Annotated in this window: 12 protein-coding genes; 6 read left to right on the top strand and 6 right to left on the bottom strand. The window is 54.6% G+C overall.

Translation table 11 applies throughout. From position 1 onward, the window contains the following. The first annotated feature begins 449 nt into the window (after positions 1-449). The 5 genes from OM794_RS18985 to OM794_RS19005 all read left to right on the top strand — a co-directional run bounded on the left by OM794_RS18985 (position 450) and on the right by OM794_RS19005 (position 6,586). Positions 450-1,316, top strand: a complete 867-nt coding sequence (locus OM794_RS18985) for a nitrilase-related carbon-nitrogen hydrolase (protein ID WP_226246884.1) — start codon at positions 450-452, stop codon at positions 1,314-1,316. 28 nt (positions 1,317-1,344) lie between these two features. Beyond that, positions 1,345-2,784 (top strand): dihydropyrimidinase, encoded by a 1,440-nt coding sequence (gene hydA / locus OM794_RS18990; protein ID WP_088701890.1) that lies wholly within the window; start codon positions 1,345-1,347, stop codon positions 2,782-2,784. A 58-nt stretch (positions 2,785-2,842) separates the two neighbouring features. Next, on the top strand, positions 2,843-4,222 hold the full coding sequence (locus tag OM794_RS18995) for an NAD(P)-dependent oxidoreductase (protein WP_226246883.1): 1,380 nt from the start codon (positions 2,843-2,845) through the stop codon (positions 4,220-4,222). Continuing rightward, complete coding sequence (gene preA / locus OM794_RS19000) at positions 4,219-5,553, top strand: NAD-dependent dihydropyrimidine dehydrogenase subunit PreA (RefSeq protein WP_226246882.1); 1,335 nt, start codon at positions 4,219-4,221, stop codon at positions 5,551-5,553. The genes OM794_RS18995 and preA overlap by 4 nt, the downstream gene beginning before the upstream one ends. A gap of 163 nt (positions 5,554-5,716) precedes the next feature. After that, positions 5,717-6,586 (top strand): ABC transporter substrate-binding protein, encoded by an 870-nt coding sequence (locus tag OM794_RS19005; RefSeq protein WP_265153968.1) that lies wholly within the window; start codon positions 5,717-5,719, stop codon positions 6,584-6,586. A gap of 102 nt (positions 6,587-6,688) precedes the next feature. Here OM794_RS19005 and OM794_RS19010 read toward each other — a convergent pair whose 3' ends face one another. The 5 genes from OM794_RS19010 to OM794_RS19030 all read right to left on the bottom strand — a co-directional run bounded on the left by OM794_RS19010 (position 6,689) and on the right by OM794_RS19030 (position 14,820). Continuing rightward, entirely contained in the window at positions 6,689-8,170 is a 1,482-nt protein-coding gene (locus OM794_RS19010; RefSeq protein ID WP_320442891.1) for a methyl-accepting chemotaxis protein, read from the bottom strand. A gap of 552 nt (positions 8,171-8,722) precedes the next feature. Beyond that, entirely contained in the window at positions 8,723-10,438 is a 1,716-nt protein-coding gene (locus tag OM794_RS19015) for a methyl-accepting chemotaxis protein (RefSeq protein ID WP_226246878.1), read from the bottom strand. Between the two features lie 239 nt (positions 10,439-10,677). Continuing rightward, positions 10,678-13,308, bottom strand: a complete 2,631-nt coding sequence (locus tag OM794_RS19020) for an efflux RND transporter permease subunit (RefSeq protein WP_265153969.1) — start codon at positions 13,306-13,308, stop codon at positions 10,678-10,680. Between the two features lie 29 nt (positions 13,309-13,337). Continuing rightward, a complete protein-coding gene (locus OM794_RS19025; protein ID WP_265153970.1) occupies positions 13,338-13,724 on the bottom strand; it encodes an efflux RND transporter permease subunit in 387 nt (128 codons plus the stop codon). 1 nt (position 13,725) lies between these two features. Further along, a complete protein-coding gene (locus OM794_RS19030) occupies positions 13,726-14,820 on the bottom strand; it encodes an efflux RND transporter periplasmic adaptor subunit (RefSeq protein WP_226246876.1) in 1,095 nt (364 codons plus the stop codon). Positions 14,821-14,997: 177 nt separating this feature from the next. On the opposite strand from OM794_RS19030, the gene OM794_RS19035 reads away from it, so the two are divergent. Then, on the top strand, positions 14,998-15,621 hold the full coding sequence (locus OM794_RS19035; protein WP_226246875.1) for a TetR family transcriptional regulator: 624 nt from the start codon (positions 14,998-15,000) through the stop codon (positions 15,619-15,621). Between the two features lie 101 nt (positions 15,622-15,722). On the opposite strand, the gene OM794_RS19040 is transcribed toward OM794_RS19035, so the two are convergent. Beyond that, on the bottom strand, positions 15,723-16,625 hold the full coding sequence (locus OM794_RS19040) for an amino acid ABC transporter substrate-binding protein (protein ID WP_226246874.1): 903 nt from the start codon (positions 16,623-16,625) through the stop codon (positions 15,723-15,725). Between the last annotated feature and the right edge of the window lie 7 nt (positions 16,626-16,632).

The raw sequence follows: 16,632 nt of genomic DNA on the forward strand, positions 1-16,632 counted from the left end.
TCCACAAAAGCAGGACGACTAACTCCTTGATTAAAAAACTGTCTTAATGGACAACAATATTATTGTTAGCTTGTTACCTTATTTTCTTTCCCACCTCAAACAAAAACCAATTAAACAAAGCTAGATCAAAAAAAATATTTGCACCAACACCAAACACAAAAACACAACGAATACCTATAAAAAATTAACTAAGACAATGATTATAAAACAAAAAACAGATAAACCATAACGGTGCAAGGGTTCACCAAAAAAGTGAATGCAGCTGCATAAAATAATAAAAACAAACAAACTCAAAGAGTTAAATGCGATTGTAGAAATTGAATTTTAAGACTTGCTAAAACCACCAAGCCAGCGATACTTTCAACAAAAGCTGCCAGCCTAGTCAGCTTTATAATATTAATTCTCAACTCCTAAACACGCTTTAAATCAACAATCAGAGGGAGTGTCTCATGCAGAAAATGAAAATCGGCTTGATTCAAATGGGTCTAAAAGCCAGCACCGATTTGGAGCCCGAAGCCATCCGCGATGCGATGAACGAAGCGCATCTGCCGATGATTCAGCAAGCGGCTGATCAAGGCGTACAGGTACTGTGCTTTCAGGAAGTGTTTAACCAGCCCTACTTCTGCCCCAGCCAGGACGGCAAGTGGTACGCCGCCGCCGAGCGGGTGCCGGAAGGCCCTACCTGCCAGATGATGCAGAAGCTCGCCGCCGAGCACCAGATGGTGATCATCGTGCCGGTGTACGAAGAGACAGAGACAGGCGTTTACTACAATACCGCCGCGGTGTTCGATGCAGACGGCAGCTACCTGGGCAAGTACCACAAAACCCATATTCCCCAAGTAGCGGGATTTTGGGAGAAATTTTTCTTCAAGCCAGGCCAATCCAACTGGCCGGTATTCGATACCGCCTACGGCAAAATCGGCGTGTATATCTGCTACGACCGCCACTTTCCCGAAGGCTGGCGGGCCCTGGCGCTTAACGGCGCCGAGGTGATCTTCAACCCCTCCGCCACCGTGGCCGGTCTTTCCCAATACCTGTGGGAACTGGAGCAACCCGCCTCCGCCGCCGCAAACGGCTGCTTTATCGCCGCCATCAACCGTGTCGGCACTGAGGCACCGTGGAATATCGGCGACTTTTATGGCTCCAGCTACATCGTCAACCCCCGCGGCAAAATCGAAGCCCAGGCCAGCGAAACCGAAGACGAGCTGCTGGTTCACGAGATCGATTTGGACATGGTTCGCGAGGTGCGCAACAACTGGCAATTCTTCCGCGACCGGCGCCCGGAAACCTATACCCGCTTAACCGACGGCGAATGATTCTGCTGGCACAATACAGGAGCTAACAATGAGTTTACTAATCAAGGGCGGCACCGTCGTCACCCACGCTGACACCTATCGTGCCGACATACTGTGCGTTGACGGTAAAATCCACGCCATCGGCACCGATTTAGAGATACCCGCCGATTGCGAGATTGTCGATGCCAGCGAGCAGTTGGTGATGCCCGGCGGCATCGATCCCCACACCCATATGCAGTTGCCGTTCATGGGCACCGTGGCCAGCGAGGATTTCTACACCGGCACTGCCGCGGCCCTGGCCGGGGGCACCACGTCAATCATCGACTTCGTGATTCCCCAGCCGGGTCAGTCGCTGCTGGAAGCGTTTGAAACCTGGCAGGGCTGGGCGGAAAAAGCCGCCACCGACTTTGCCTTCCATGTGGCGATCACCTGGTGGGATGAGAGCGTAAAGGAGGAGATGGGCACCCTGGTGCGGGAGCACGGCGTTAACAGTTTCAAACACTTTATGGCCTATAAAGGCGCGATTATGGCCACCGATGACATTCTGGTGGAGAGCTTTTCGCGCTGCCTGGAGCTGGGTGCGATCCCCACCGTTCATGCGGAAAATGGCGAGCTTGTGTACCACATGCAGCAGAAACTGCTCGCCCAGGGCATGACGGGGCCGGAAGCGCACCCGCTCTCCCGACCACCTCAGGTAGAGGGCGAGGCCGCCAGCCGCGCGATTCGCATTGCCAGCACCTTAGGCGCGCCGATCTACCTGGTGCACGTCTCCACCAAAGACGCAGTGGACGAAATCGCCTATGCCCGCCAGCAAGGGCATCCGGTTTACGGCGAATGTTTAGCCGGGCACCTGCTCATCGATGACAGCGTTTACCAGGATACTGATTGGGGCCGTGCCGCCGCCCACGTGATGAGCCCTCCCTTCCGCCCCAAAGGGCATCAAGAGGCCCTCTGGCACGGTCTGCAATCAGGCAACCTGCAAACCACCGCCACCGACCACTGCTGTTTCTGCGCCGATCAGAAAGCCGCGGGCAAAGACGACTTCACCAAGATTCCCAACGGTACTGCCGGGGTGGAGGATCGCCTGGCCGTGCTGTGGGATGAAGGCATTAACACCGGCAAGCTCTCGCCCCAGGAGTTTGTCGCACTGACGTCCACCAACACCGCCAAGATTTTCAACCTCTACCCCCGCAAGGGGGCGATTCAGGTGGGATCTGATGCGGATATCGTGGTGTGGGATCCCAACGGCACCCGGACGATTTCTGCCGAAACCCATCACCAGAACGTTGACTTCAATATTTTCGAGGGCAAAACAGTGCGGGGTATCGCTCGCCACACCATCAGCCACGGTAAGTGGGTATGGCGTGACGGTGATCTACGCGCCGAGCGCGGTGCGGGCCGCTATCTGGAGCGCCCCGCCTATCCCGGTGTCTTTGAGCTGTTGGCCAAACGCGCCGAGCTAAATGCGCCGATGGCGGTCAAGCGCTGAATAAGAAAGAACGACCAAGACCAACAGCTGTGCCCATAACAACAGCGGAGGCTCTACTGTGACTAACCCACTGAACCACCTACCCAGCGCAAAAGAGGTCGGCACCTATGACCCGGATACGCTGGCAAGCAACTTTAGCGACCTACACCCACCGCTTACTCCGCGCCAGGCGATGATTGAAAGCCAGCGCTGCCTCTACTGCTATGACGCACCCTGCGTAGAGGCTTGCCCATCGGATATCGATATCCCGAGCTTTATTCGCCAGATCAGCGAGAACAATATCAACGGCGCGGCAAAAACCATTCTGGAAGCCAACATTCTCGGCGGCAGCTGCGCCCGGGTGTGCCCCACCGAAATTCTCTGTGAACGCAGCTGCGTACGCAATCACGACGCCGAGTGCCAGCCGGTGCTAATCGGCCTGTTACAGCGCCACGCTACCGATAACATGCAGTTCGATAACCACCCCTTTAAGCGCGCCGCCAGCACAGGCCGCCATATTGCCGTGGTAGGCGCCGGGCCGGCGGGGCTCTCCTGCGCTCACCGCCTAGCCATGCTGGGCCATCAAGTAACGATTTTTGAAGCCGAACAGAAGCCCGGCGGGCTAAATGAATACGGGATTGCCCGCTACAAAATGACCGACGACTTCGCCCACAAGGAAGTCGAGTTTTTGCTGGAAATTGGCGGCATCGAGATCCAGTACGGCCAACGGCTGGGCGAAAGCCTGGAGCTTGCCACGCTCCATAAGCAGTACGATAGCGTGTTTCTCGGCTTGGGCCTGGGCGCCAGCCGTGCCCTGGGTTTAACCGGGGAGCAAGCACCCGGCCTGATGCCTGCGGTGGACTACATCAAAGTTCTCCGCCAGGCCGACGACCTGGGCACTCTTGCGGTAGCCCAGCGCTGTATCGTGATTGGCGCAGGCAATACCGCCATTGATATGGCCACCCAAATGGCCCGCTTAGGCGCTACGGAGGTAACGCTGGTTTACCGTCGCGGTATTGAAGCCATGTCCGCCACCGACCACGAGCAGGAGATCGCCAAAGCCAACGGTGTACGCATGGTGACCTGGGCTCAGCCCGACGAGATTCTGCTAGATGATCAGGATCGTGTAGCGGGCATGCGCTTTGCCAAGACGTCGGATCAAGCAGGGCGATTAACACCCACAGGTGAAACCTTTGAGATCGCCGCCGACGCCATTTTCACCGCTATCGGTCAGGGCTTCGAAGACGAAAGTCTACGCGACGCCACCGCCGCTGAGCTCGCCCGCGACGGCGAACGTATTCATGTGGATGAGATGTTCCGTACCTCGTTGCCCAATGTGTACGCCGGTGGCGACTGTGTGAAGCCCGGCCAAGACCTTACCGTTCAGGCCGTGCAGCACGGCAAACTGGCCGCTCACGCCATTCATCAAGCGCTCGCCGTTAAGCAGGAGGCCGCATGAATACCACCCCGCTCTCTTTCCCAGGTAAGAAAAACAGTGGCGACAGCGTCGTCAACGGCGTTGATCTATCGGTTAATTTTGCTGGTATCACAGCCCCCAATCCGTTCTGGCTGGCCTCTGCACCGCCCACCGACAAGGCCTACAACGTGGTACGCGCCTATGAGGCGGGCTGGGGCGGCGTGGTGTGGAAAACCCTTGGCGAAGAGCCACCCGCAGTGAATGTCTCCTCGCGTTACTCGGCCCATTACGGCAAGAACCGCGAGGTCATCGGCTTTAATAATATCGAGCTGATTACTGACCGTTCGCTTGAGATCAACCTTAAAGAGATCACCCAGGTGAAGAAGGATTGGCCCGACCGTGCGCTGATCGTCTCCATTATGGTGCCCTGCAATGAAGAGGCCTGGGCGTATATTTTGCCGTTGGTAGAAGCCACCGGGGCGGACGGCATTGAGCTCAATCTGGGCTGCCCTCACGGTATGCCGGAGCGCGGCATGGGGGCGGCAGTAGGCCAAAACCCCGACCTGATCGAAAAAGTCACCTACTGGTGTAAAAAGCACTACTCCAAACCGGTGATTGTAAAGCTCACCCCCAATATCACCGATATTCGCGTGGGCGCCCAGGCAGCGCTTAGGGGGGGTGCCGATGCGGTCTCGCTGATTAACACCATCAATTCGATCACCAGCATCGACCTGGACAACATGGTCGCCAAACCCACGGTAGGCCATCAAAGCACCCACGGCGGCTACTGCGGCAGCGCCGTGAAGCCTATCGCGATGAATATGGTGGCGGAAATTGCCCGCGACCCAGCGACGCCAACGCTGCCCATTTCCGGTATTGGCGGCATTTCCACCTGGCGGGATGCAGCGGAATTTATCGCACTCGGCGCGGGCAGCGTGCAGGTGTGCACCGCGGCGATGCTCAACGGCTTTAGGATTGTGGAGGAGATGAAGGACGGCCTCTCCCGATGGATGGCAGAGAAGGGCTACGACTCCATCGAGGCGTTCTCGCGCAAGGCGATACCCCAGACGACAGACTGGAAACATCTGGATATCAACTTCAAGACCATCGCCAAGATCGATCAGGATCTGTGCATCGAGTGTGGCCGCTGCTATATCGCCTGCGAGGATACTTCCCACCAGTCGATTGCCAAGCTTACCGAGCAGGACGGCGCGCGGCGTTATGAAGTGATTGAAGAGGAGTGCGTAGGCTGCAATCTCTGCCAGATCACCTGCCCGGTGGAAAACTGCATCACCATGGTGCCCCAGGAAACCGGTCAACCCTTCCTAGCCTGGGATAACGACCCGCGCAATCCCTTCCGGGTTGCCTCTTAAGCTCTTAACCCTCTCTTTTACACTTCCCGCCGCCCTCAGTCTGTGAGGGCGGTCGCGTTTCGCGCAACGTGCTGTTCCATCACCAAGTAGCGACAAGACACAGCATCCTTGAGAATATGAGAAGCTGTCGCATATAGAATATTTTCTCATAAAAGGAAGACCGATGAAGCTCGCTATCACTACCACCGCTATACTCTTAGCAACTGCAAGCGCCACCGTGAGCGCTGACCAGCGAATCGCCACCTTCGATTTAGGCAGCCTTGATACGCTGGATGCGCTAGGATTAAATGCTCAGGTAGTGGGTGTGCCGAAAGCCAGCCTGCCTGACTATCTTGAGCAATATGCAGCCGAAAACGTCACCGATATTGGCGGCCTGCGCTCACCGGATATGGATACTCTTGGCGAAAGCGAGCCTAGCCTGATTCTCTATACTGGCCGCCAGGGTGAGTGGGAAGGAGAGCTTGGCGAAATCGCCCCGCTGCTCAACACCAGCCTGCAGGGTGACGACTATCAGGCTGCTTTTGACGCCAATGTACGCGAACTAGCGAGTCGTTTAGCAGTGGAAAGCAAAGCCGAAGAGGCGCTTGGTACACTGCACGCCGAGATTGAGACCCAGCGCGAAGCGTTAAGCAACGCCCCCCGCACGCTGGTAGTAACCCACAACGGCGGCAATCTGATGCTGAATCAGCACCCGGTCGTTCACGACGTACTGGGTATTGCAGCATTAGAGATGCCCGCAAGTGTCACTTCTGAAACCCGCGGTAACCGTACCTTTACCCCGCTTTCACCTGAGGCAATTAGTGAAATTGATCCGCAGGTCGTGCTGGTGATTGATCGCAGCGCCGCGATTGGTGAGGAACCCGCCACCGCTGATGCTTTAGCGCAAACGCTCTTCGATGCGAGAGCTGAGACAGAGACAGCGCGGGTCGTTATGTTAACGCCCGCGCTGTGGTACCTCTCAGGCGGTGGACTGCAGAGCCTGGCACTTCAGGTTGAAGAAGTGGCTGCGGCACTTAGCTCGTCAAGGGACTAGGCGCTCGCTAAACTATTACCCCCTCTTGAAGAGAGGGGGTAATACTGCCTAAGTATCGGGAAATACAAGTATCGGGAAATCTAAGCGGCGGAACACGTGAGCTTAGAAAGCTTCCCAATCACCTTCAGCACTCGCCGTGGCTTTGCTACTGGCTTGGCTACGAGTCGCTGGCCGCATAAGCGCAGGCGACTTTTGTTGGGGGACAGCTAGCGGGGCGTGTTGCGTACGGCTCTCCCCTTCCGTTAAGCGAAAGGCTGAAACAACGCTTTCAAGCCGCGCCGCCTGCTCTTCCAACGAGCTTGCCGCCGAGGAAGCCTGCTGAACCAGCGCCGCGTTCTGCTGGGTCACCTCATCCATCTGGGCAACCGCCTGGTTGACCTGCTCAATGCCCGAGCTCTGCTCTTGGGATGCCGCGGATATTTCATCCATGATATCGGTCACGCGGCGCACCGAAGCGACCACTTCACGCATGGTTTCCCCAGCGCTTTCGACTAATGCTGAGCCCTCTTTTACCTGGGTTGATGACGCCTCAATCAGTGCTTTGATCTCTTTAGCGGCATCCGCACTGCGGCTCGCCAGATTTCGCACTTCGCTGGCCACGACGGCAAAACCACGCCCTTGTTCACCTGCCCGTGCGGCTTCCACCGAGGCGTTAAGCGCCAGAATATTGGTTTGAAAGGCGATAGAGTCGATAACGCTTATGATATCCGCCACTTTTTGTGAACTGCTGGAAATGCCGTGCATGGTGGTAATCACCTGCTCAACCACTTCGCCACCGTTGCTTGCCGTGCTCGATGCATCATTTGCCAACTGGCTCGCCTGACGGGCGTTATCGGCATTCTGCTTAACGGTAGCGGTTAACTGCTCCATGCTGGCGGCGGTTTCCTGCAGAGAAGCGGCCTGCTGCTCGGTACGCGACGACAGATCTGCGTTGCCACTGGCAATTTCACGCGCGCCGATATGGATAGAGCCGCTGCTATCGCGCACATCTGACACCGTTTTGGCTAAGCCGCTCTGCATATGCTGCATGGCAATAAACAGCTTACCAATCTCATTACGGCCACGATCACTGACTTTCCCTGAAAGATCATTTTGGGCAATACGCTCAAAGTGCGTTACCGCCTCATTTAACGGTTTGACAATTGAGCCGACCATGGCAATGCGAACAAATAAAACCGTTAACGCTGCAATTAAGAGTACAGCGATATCAATGTAGGTGATGAGTTGCATATCGTTTTCATAACCGGTAACCAATTGGTCACCGCGCTCAACCAAGAATTCATTGAAAGCTATGCTCGCTTCCATAAACTGCTGATTCAAAGCACTAGTTCGTTCTTGTGCAGTGCGAAAACCAGCCTCATCACCTGCTTCTAATGCTTCGCCTTGAGGGATCAGTCCTTGTTGCATAAGGTTATTAAAGGAAGTGATCACCGCTTCAGCTAGCTCGGCCTGAGTAGCACGAGGATCGTATGACTCAAAAGTTGCAAAGAACTCCTGGGCAGCCGTTTGAAAAGTTGCCGCTTGAGCGAGGTAATCACTCGCTACGCCAGTATTGCCTTCGTGTTCCGCGTCTAAACTATTCAAATAAAATAGCTGCGTATAGGAGACTGATCGTTGGCTACGATTAAGAGGCAGCATTTGATGCATTGTAATGTTATCTAGCTCCTCAAGGGACTCTCCCCCCTTTTCCCAGACTGATGACTGAGAAAAGAAATTATTACAATTAACACTGAAAAAATAGCGAGCATGAGAGTCAAACTCATCTTCACTGAGATATTACTAAGTAGTCGGTTCATGGGTAAGGGCCTCGCTTCCTGAGCTTTTCGCTCCGGCTGTGCTTAAAGTTAAGAGAGGCAACTCATATCCCCCTATATCATTAGGAGTAATCAGCCACCTTTGGGTTACTTGATATTACAACCCTCACTCAACCTAAAACATCGAGTTCATACTTTTTAACAATTGACTTGTTTTCACGCTAACTACTATTTTAATAAATTAAGCACTTATAAAGATTCGCGCGGATGATCTCTCATCCGCGCGCTAGGTTTTGTTTTAAGTCTATGGCGCTTTTTGCACAGCGCGGCAGTTGAACTGCTCAAATGGTTGAGCTATTAAAACCCAAATAGAAACACGGGCTTAAAAAGACTCCCAATCCTGGTCGACGCTACTCGTTTGCTGGCTACGCGGCGCTGGCCGCAGTAGGACGGGCTGTTGTTTTGACGCGTGTTGTGGCGAGTGCTGTGTAGCCCTCTGTAAAGAACGCTGTGGCGAGGTTAAAGGCGCATGCTGCGTGCGGCTGTCCCCTTCCGCTAAACGAAAGGCTGAAACAACGCTTTCAAGCCGCGCTGCCTGCTCTTCCAACGAGCTTGCCGCCGAGGAAGCCTGCTGAACCAGCGCCGCGTTCTGCTGGGTCACCTCATCCATCTGGGCAACCGCCTGGTTGACCTGCTCAATACCCGAGCTCTGCTCCTGGGATGCTGCGGATATTTCATCCATGATATCGGTCACCCGGCGCACAGAGGCAACCACTTCACGCATGGTTTCCCCAGCGCTTTCGACTAATGCTGAGCCCTCTTTTACCTGATTAGATGAGGCATCAATCAGTGCTTTGATCTCTTTAGCGGCATCCGCACTGCGGCTCGCCAGGTTACGCACTTCGCTGGCCACCACCGCAAAACCACGCCCTTGTTCACCTGCCCGAGCGGCTTCCACCGAGGCATTAAGCGCCAGAATATTGGTTTGAAAGGCGATAGAGTCGATAACACTTATGATATCCGCCACTTTTTGTGAGCTGCTGGAAATACCGTGCATGGTGGTAATCACCTGTTCAACCACTTCACCACCATGACCTGCAGTACTCGACGCATCGTTAGCCAACTGACTGGCTTGGCGGGCGTTATCGGCATTCTGTTTAACGGTAGCGGTTAACTGCTCCATGCTGGCGGCCGTCTCCTGCAGTGAAGACGCCTGCTGCTCGGTACGTGAGGATAGATCCGCGTTACCACTGGCAATCTCACGCGCGCCGATATGGATAGAGCCACTGCTATTGCGTACCTCAGAAACGGTTTTAACCAAATTACTCTGCATATGCTGCATGGCGCTAAACAGTTTGCCAATTTCATTTCTGCCACGTGCACTGACATTGCCAGAGAGATCATTTTGCGCAAGGCGCTCAAAATGACCTACCGCCTCATCGAGCGGCTTTACAATCGAACCGACCATAGCAATGCGGACGAACAACACCATTAACGCGGCAAATATCAACACGGCGATATCAATATAAGTGAGGAGCTGCATGTCACTTTCATAATCGTCCACCATTATCCTATTTTGTGCAGCCATGTAATCGTTATAGGCCGTTCCCGCCTCTATGAACTGCTGATTTAACTCGCTGGCCGTCTCCCTTGCATTGCGAAACTGCTCCTCATCGCCAGCTGTCAACGCTACTTCTTGGGGCATCAACCCCTGTTCCGTCAAGTTCTGGAAACTGGTCAGCAAGGTTTCCACAAGAGGCGTCTGAATAGCGATAGACTCAAATCTGGAAAAGTACTCTTGAGCTGACTGCTGCATACTCTGTGCTTCCGTCAGGTAATCACGCGCTGCGCGAGTATCACCTTCATAAGCCGCGACATAGCTATTCACGTAAAAAAGCTGTGCATTCGCAAGTGATAGCTGTCCCCGATTAACTGACCGCATTTGGTCTGCTGCGCGGTCAACCTCTTTAAGCGACGAGCTACCCTCTTCGCCTGCTTGATAACCAAGAAAGGCAATAATGATTATTAGCAGGGAAAAAATAACCAAAACGAGCGTTAAGCTCATTTTAATTGAGGCATTATTAAGAATACGATTCATTTACAGGACTGCTCCAGGTTTAGATTAGTTTTTGTTAATTAACATAATCTAGCTAGAGACATTCCAGCGATTTTAGACTAAATTAAATTAACCTTTCTTTTTGGTTCTTATCCAAAACTTTATCTTTATCGGCCAATAGTTATTCAACTTTAGTCTAATTTAAACTCAACCATTTTACCGCCGTGACTTCGCTAAGCCACGGCGGCTAGGTAGGGTAAAAAGCAATCCAGTGCGGGGTGTTATTTATCCGGGTGTATGCGAATCCGGTAGAGCACGCAGTAAACCACCGGCAGCACTATCAGGGTTAATAGCGTAGCGACACCAAGACCACCGATCAGCGCGACCGCCATGCTGGCGAAGAAAGCATCGCTAATCAGCGGGATCATCCCCAGCATGGTGGTCAATGCGGCCATGGCGACCGGGCGAACCCGGCTGACGGCTGCTCGCACCACGGCGTGGTAGCGGTCTTGGTGTAGCGGCAACTGCACATTGATCTCCTCCACCAGCACGATGGCATTTTTAATCACCATACCGATCAAACTTAGCGTGCCCAGCAGCGCCATAAACGAGAAGGGCAACCCGGTGATCAACAGCGCGCCCACTACACCAATAATGGTTAATGGCACCAGCGACCAAATAGCCAGCGGCTGACGGAAGTTATTGAACAGCACCACAGTGAGAATAAACATCATCACGATACCAAGGGGCAGTGAGGCAAATAGCCCACTCTGCGCTTCGCCTGCGGTCTCGTACTCTCCGCCCCACTCCAGCCGATAGCCCGCGGGTAGATCTAACGCCTCCACCCTTGGGCGAATCTCAGCCAATACGCTGGCGGCAGTCACCCCGCTTAACGGGTCAGGCTCGCCGTACACCGCCAGCATGCGTTCACGGTTGCGGCGCATAATAAGAGGATCCGCTACCTGGGTGGTGATATCGCGGATCACTTGATCGGCCGTAATGTAACGGCTTTGCTCTTCACTCCATACGTTCAACGAGCCTAAATTGTCTACGTCGTGGCGCTGTTCGGGGATCGCCCGAGCCACTATCGGGATCAGATCGCTGCCATCGCGGTAAACCCCCACTTGGCTGCCGCTAGTGCTGAGGGCAAGGGTGCTGGCCAGATCTTCACGGGAGACCCCCAGTCTGCGTGCGGTATCCTCAAGAAAGGCCGGCTCAATCACCTGCACGCGGTTACGCCAGCTGGTGCGCACGCTGGTCATATTCGGCGTATCACGGAACATGGCTTCAACCTGATCACCTAACTGACGTAGCACTGCCGGATCGCTGCCGTACAAACGCGCTTCTAGCTTGGCTTTGGGGGCGGGCCCCACTTCCAGTGGGGCGATTTTATAGTCGATATCGCTATGATCGTGCTTAAGCACTTGCTCGACGTCGGCCATGCGGTCGTGCTGAATCGCCTTATCATCGGTTTCGACAATCAACTGTGCATAGCTTGAATAGCGGTCTTCCGGCGAATAGGTGAGCGTGAAGCGCTGCGCCCCACCGCCGACGGTAGTCGTCAGGTGGCGAATGCCGTCCATCTCCATCACGCGCTCTTCCAGCTCGCTAACGCGGCGCTGGGTTTCGAGAATATCAGTGCCTTCCGGCGTGCGGTAATCGACAAAAAAGATCGGCGTATTGGAGGCTGGGAAAAAGGCATTTTTAACCGAACCAAAGCCCACCACGGCACCCGCCAATACGGCCACCATCAGTACCAAGGTTATCCAGCGCCAACGAATACCGGCGATAATCACGCGGCCTACAAAACGGTAAACCACGCCTTTGTAGGGATCCTCCTGACCATCGCCGGGGGCAACGTTGCGGAAAAACAGCTTGAAGTAGAAGGGCGTTAACGTCAGCGCCGTGATCCAGCTCAGCAGCAGTGAGTAGAGCAGCACGAAGAATAGCGAGCCTATGAACTCTCCGGTGGTGTCGGGCGATAGACCGATGGGCGCAAAGGCGGCAATCGCGATCAGCGTGGCCGCCAGCAAGGGCCAGGCGTTTTGGCGAATCACTTGGTGGGCTGAATCACGAATAGTGTTGCCGCGCTTTAACCCTACCAACATGCCTTCGGTGACCACAATGGCGTTATCCACCAGCATCCCAAGAGCAATAATCAGTGCCCCCAGCGAGATTTTCTCCAGCTGCAGCCCGTGAAAGCGCATCAACATAAAGGTGCCGATAATGGTGATCAGCAGAATAAAGCCCATTAATAGCCCGCTGCGCCATCCCATAAACAGCATCAGCACCACGATGACGATGGCCACCGCCTGGATCAAGCTGACCAGGAAACCGGATACTGCGTCATCGACCACCTGGGGCTGGTTGTAAACGACGTTTAGCTCCATGCCCAGCGGCGTGCGGTTTTGCAGTTCATCCAAACGCTGCTCTAGCCGTTCCCCCACCTCAACCACATTGACGCCGCTTTCAAACGAGACGCCCAGCGAGATCGCCGGCCTGCCCATATCGCGGTAAAGCTGCTGGGGCTGCTCCGCCAGCTCACGGCTCACATCGGCAATGTCGCTCAGCCGCACCAGCTCGCCATCGCCCTCGCTGACAATCAGGGCGCGCAGATCGTCAATATTCGCTGCACTCCCCGTGGGCGTGATGCGAAAACGGCGGCCATCCTGTTTAAGATGCCCTGAGTCTGCCACGGCATTTTGGGTCTCAAGCAGTTGCTGCAGACGAGCAAGCGGAATATTGAGCGCGCGAAGACGTTCGCGATCAACTTCGATATAGATGCGTTCTTCATGCTCACCGCTTAATGACACTTTCGCAACGCCCTTCACCAGCGCGAGCTCACGCTTGAGGAAATCAGCGTGGTCAGCCAGATCCGGCATGCTATACCCATCGCCGGTCAGGTTGACCATAAAGCCAAATACATCACCAAAGTCGTCGTTTACGCGGGATTGACTCGCCCCGGCGGGAGCGCAGCTTGGGCATCCTGTACTTTACGGCGCAGCGAGTCCCACAGTTGCTGCAGCTCTTCATTTTGTACCGTGCTTTCAAGCTCAACGGTAATCTGCGAGAGACCATCAGAGCTTACCGAACTAACACGCTTGATTGATGACATCTCCTGGATTGACTCTTCCAGGGTCGAGGTGACTTCCTGTTCGACCTCTTCAGGCGTCGCTCCGGGATACTGTGTGGTGATCAACGCATTGCGGATGGTAAATTCGGGGAACTCCAGTTGGCCCATGCCTAAAAACGATAGCGCGCCGCCCGCCAGCAGCACCACCGTCATTAAATAGCTGGCCGCGCGGTGGCGTAGGAAGTAGTCGACCATATTATAGCCCCTGCTCCTTTTCCCACGGCGTCACCTGGGTGTCTGCGGTTAAGCGGTGGGCGCCAGCGGCCACGATGCGATCCCCCGCTGCCAACTCTCCGCTGACTTCAAGGCCGTTTGAGGTTAATTGACCAACCTCCACCGGCACTGCTTCAACGTTTTCCGGCTCGGCGAACCGCCATACCTGGGCCTGGTTAGGATCATCACCGGCATAGCTCACCGCCTCCGCAGGCAGGTGCCACAGCGGGGTGCTACTGTCGATTTGCAGCGAACTCAAGTCCAAGCGCACGTTGGCGCTCATGCCATCCAACAGGGTGATATCGTCCGGCTGGGGAAGCGTAAGGGTGATTTCATACGCCAAGCTCTGCGCGCTGGCTTGGGTGGTGTAAGAGGCAAGCTGGGCGAGATAGGGCTTGTCACTATTACCAAAGCGCACTTCGAACGCCAGCGCATCACCGAAGGGCGTTCCATTGCTGTGTGGTATGCGCTGCACGATCTGCTCGGGTAGATGAAACACCACGTCTAACTGCCCTGGCTGCTGAATCACGGCGACGGTTTCCTGAACCTGGACTATCTGACGATTATCCACCGGCACTTGGGCAATCACGCCATCGTAAGGGGCGCGAAGCTTTGTATGCTCGACCTGCTCTTGGGCCTGCTCAAAGGTGGCTCGGGCGGCCCGCCACTCACTCTCCGACTCATCAAACTGGGATTGACTGACCGCCCCGCGCTGCAGGGTATAGCGCATGCGCTCCAGCGTTGCCTCGGCTAGCTGCAAGCGCGAACGGGCGCTGTCCAGTTCGCTTTGCGCATTGCGATCATCGATCCGCGCGATCACCTCGCCCTCGCTCACCCGCTGGCCGGGGCTGACATTGAGTTCCAACAGCTCCCCTGCCATCCGAAAGGACAAGTTGCTGCGCGTAGAGGCTTCCACACGCGCCGGAAACTGCCTCAAGACTGCGGTGTTCGCCGACTGCAACGTAAGCAACTTGACTGGGCGCGTTGGTTCAGTTGACTGCGCCTGGGGTTGCTCGCAACCCGTTAGCACGAGCAGAGCCAGCAGGATGGGCAATGAACGGAGAAGAGTAACGGCCACGGGATGCTCCTTGGGGGTCTATACCGCTTTCCAAAACTGACGTAGAAAAACCGAAGTGGGGTATTATATATCTCACTGACATTCGTGAATGTCAGTGAGATATATAATAATCACCAACTGGCGACTTTGCTATCCATCACTGCCAAAATACCGCTACTTTTATTAATAGGAGCCGCTATGTCCCGTCGTAAGGCCGACGCTGAACGTACCCGCGAGGCGATTCTTGACGCTGCGGAAGCCACGTTTCTGGCTCAAGGCGTTTCACGTACTACGCTGGCGCATATCGCCCAAGCGGCCGGGGTGACCCGGGGAGCCATTTATTGGCACTTTGAGGATAAAGCAGCGGTCTTTGATGCATTGCTGGAGCGAGTACGTATTCCGCTAGATGAAATCGTTGATGATGCGATACAGCGGCTAGGCGCGACACCGGTCGAATGCCTGCGCGATATTGCCCAACGATCACTCGCGGGCATTTGTCACGATTTACCACTGCAGAGGGCAGCCACCATCGTGCTGCACCGTTGCGAGAAACTGGAAGAGGAGCACCCGCGGATCTGCATGATCACTCGACTCTCTGAGCACGCAGAGGCGCGAGTAGAGCAGTTGTTTGAACAGGCACAAGTAGCTGGTACTTTACGCGCTGACCTAACCCCAGCCAGCGCCCGACGCCAATTTCATGGCTTTTTGATTGGCGTCTGTTTCGACTGGCTACAGGATCCCCAGCAGCATTCTCTGGCGGATGAGAGCAGCGGCATCGTGGAAACGTTAATGCGTGGTTTATTTAACACTCAAACCGTATAAACCTTTGCCACACCTTAAAACGTTGATAACTAAAGGCATTTAAAACACTACTTCCAGACCAGTTGCGAGCAGGTATTTCTCCCTACTTACTCTTAATGCGCTTAATCTGCATTCATCTCGCGAGGGGCGATAAAATGCTCAGCCAATACGGTGCTCATCGGTACATTAAGCGTAATGCCTTTGCCAGGAATAGGTTGCTGAAACCATCGTTCGTAAAGCAGCGGCATTTCCGGACTGGTATAAATATGCTCAAGAGCCTTGTTCACCTCAGCTGCAAAGGCGTCGTCGCCCAATCGCATTAAAAAACCGAGTGGCTCTGTCGACGTGATGGCTTCTTCGGAAAGCGCGTATGCGTCAGGGTGCTCGGACTCAGCAATCATTGTGCTCAGTAATATATCATCCATCGCGAAGGCCGCTACGCGCCCATCAGCGACTAAGTCAAACGCTTCCTGCAATGTCTCAACTGGCACGACCGACAAGTTCAGTTGCCGTTCTCGATTGACCTGGTTGATCTGGCTGACATTAACGGTGCCCCTAGCAACGCTCACGCTTCGTCCGGCCAAGTCCTCCAGGGTGGTAAACCCATTCTCTTTCAGGGCCACATAATGCACCGAGACAAAGAAATGGCTCAGTGCAAACTGCGCACTCTGCCGTCGCTCTGGGGTATTAGTACTGGCATTACACTCAATATCGATATCACCGCTATTGAGCAGTTGTACCCGATTACTAGGCGTACGATACACATACTCTATATCCATGGAAGGCAGACCTAACTGCACTTGCAGCTGTTTCGCTAAACGTTGACAAATATCAATAGAGTAACCGACGACGTTACCGTGATTGTCTAAATAAGAGAATGGCGCTGTATCACCATAGCCAACCCTTAATACGCCGGTTGCTTCTATGCGTTCAAGCGAATCGATAGGCGTCTCTGCATAGGCTGCCTCTCCACCAGACATCATTACCAACAAACTACACCACCCAAGCAATAAACTCCGGCGCATAACACAC

The sequence above is a fragment of the Halomonas sp. BDJS001 genome (genome assembly GCF_026104355.1).
GTDB lineage: Bacteria > Pseudomonadota > Gammaproteobacteria > Pseudomonadales > Halomonadaceae > Vreelandella.

What these genes read in the sequence shown, in the direction of transcription:
- OM794_RS18985 (WP_226246884.1), top strand. Translation starts at nt 450, where the DNA reads ATGCAGAAAATGAAAATCGGCTTGATTCAAATGGGTCTAAAAGCCAGC.
- hydA (WP_088701890.1), top strand. Translation starts at nt 1,345, where the DNA reads ATGAGTTTACTAATCAAGGGCGGCACCGTCGTCACCCACGCTGACACC.
- preA (WP_226246882.1), top strand. Translation starts at nt 4,219, where the DNA reads ATGAATACCACCCCGCTCTCTTTCCCAGGTAAGAAAAACAGTGGCGAC.
- OM794_RS19005 (WP_265153968.1), top strand. Translation starts at nt 5,717, where the DNA reads ATGAAGCTCGCTATCACTACCACCGCTATACTCTTAGCAACTGCAAGC.
- OM794_RS19015 (WP_226246878.1), bottom strand. Translation starts at nt 10,438, where the DNA reads ATGAATCGTATTCTTAATAATGCCTCAATTAAAATGAGCTTAACGCTC.
- OM794_RS19020 (WP_265153969.1), bottom strand. Translation starts at nt 13,308, where the DNA reads ATGGTCAACCTGACCGGCGATGGGTATAGCATGCCGGATCTGGCTGAC.
- OM794_RS19025 (WP_265153970.1), bottom strand. Translation starts at nt 13,724, where the DNA reads ATGGTCGACTACTTCCTACGCCACCGCGCGGCCAGCTATTTAATGACG.
- OM794_RS19035 (WP_226246875.1), top strand. Translation starts at nt 14,998, where the DNA reads ATGTCCCGTCGTAAGGCCGACGCTGAACGTACCCGCGAGGCGATTCTT.
- OM794_RS19040 (WP_226246874.1), bottom strand. Translation starts at nt 16,625, where the DNA reads ATGCGCCGGAGTTTATTGCTTGGGTGGTGTAGTTTGTTGGTAATGATG.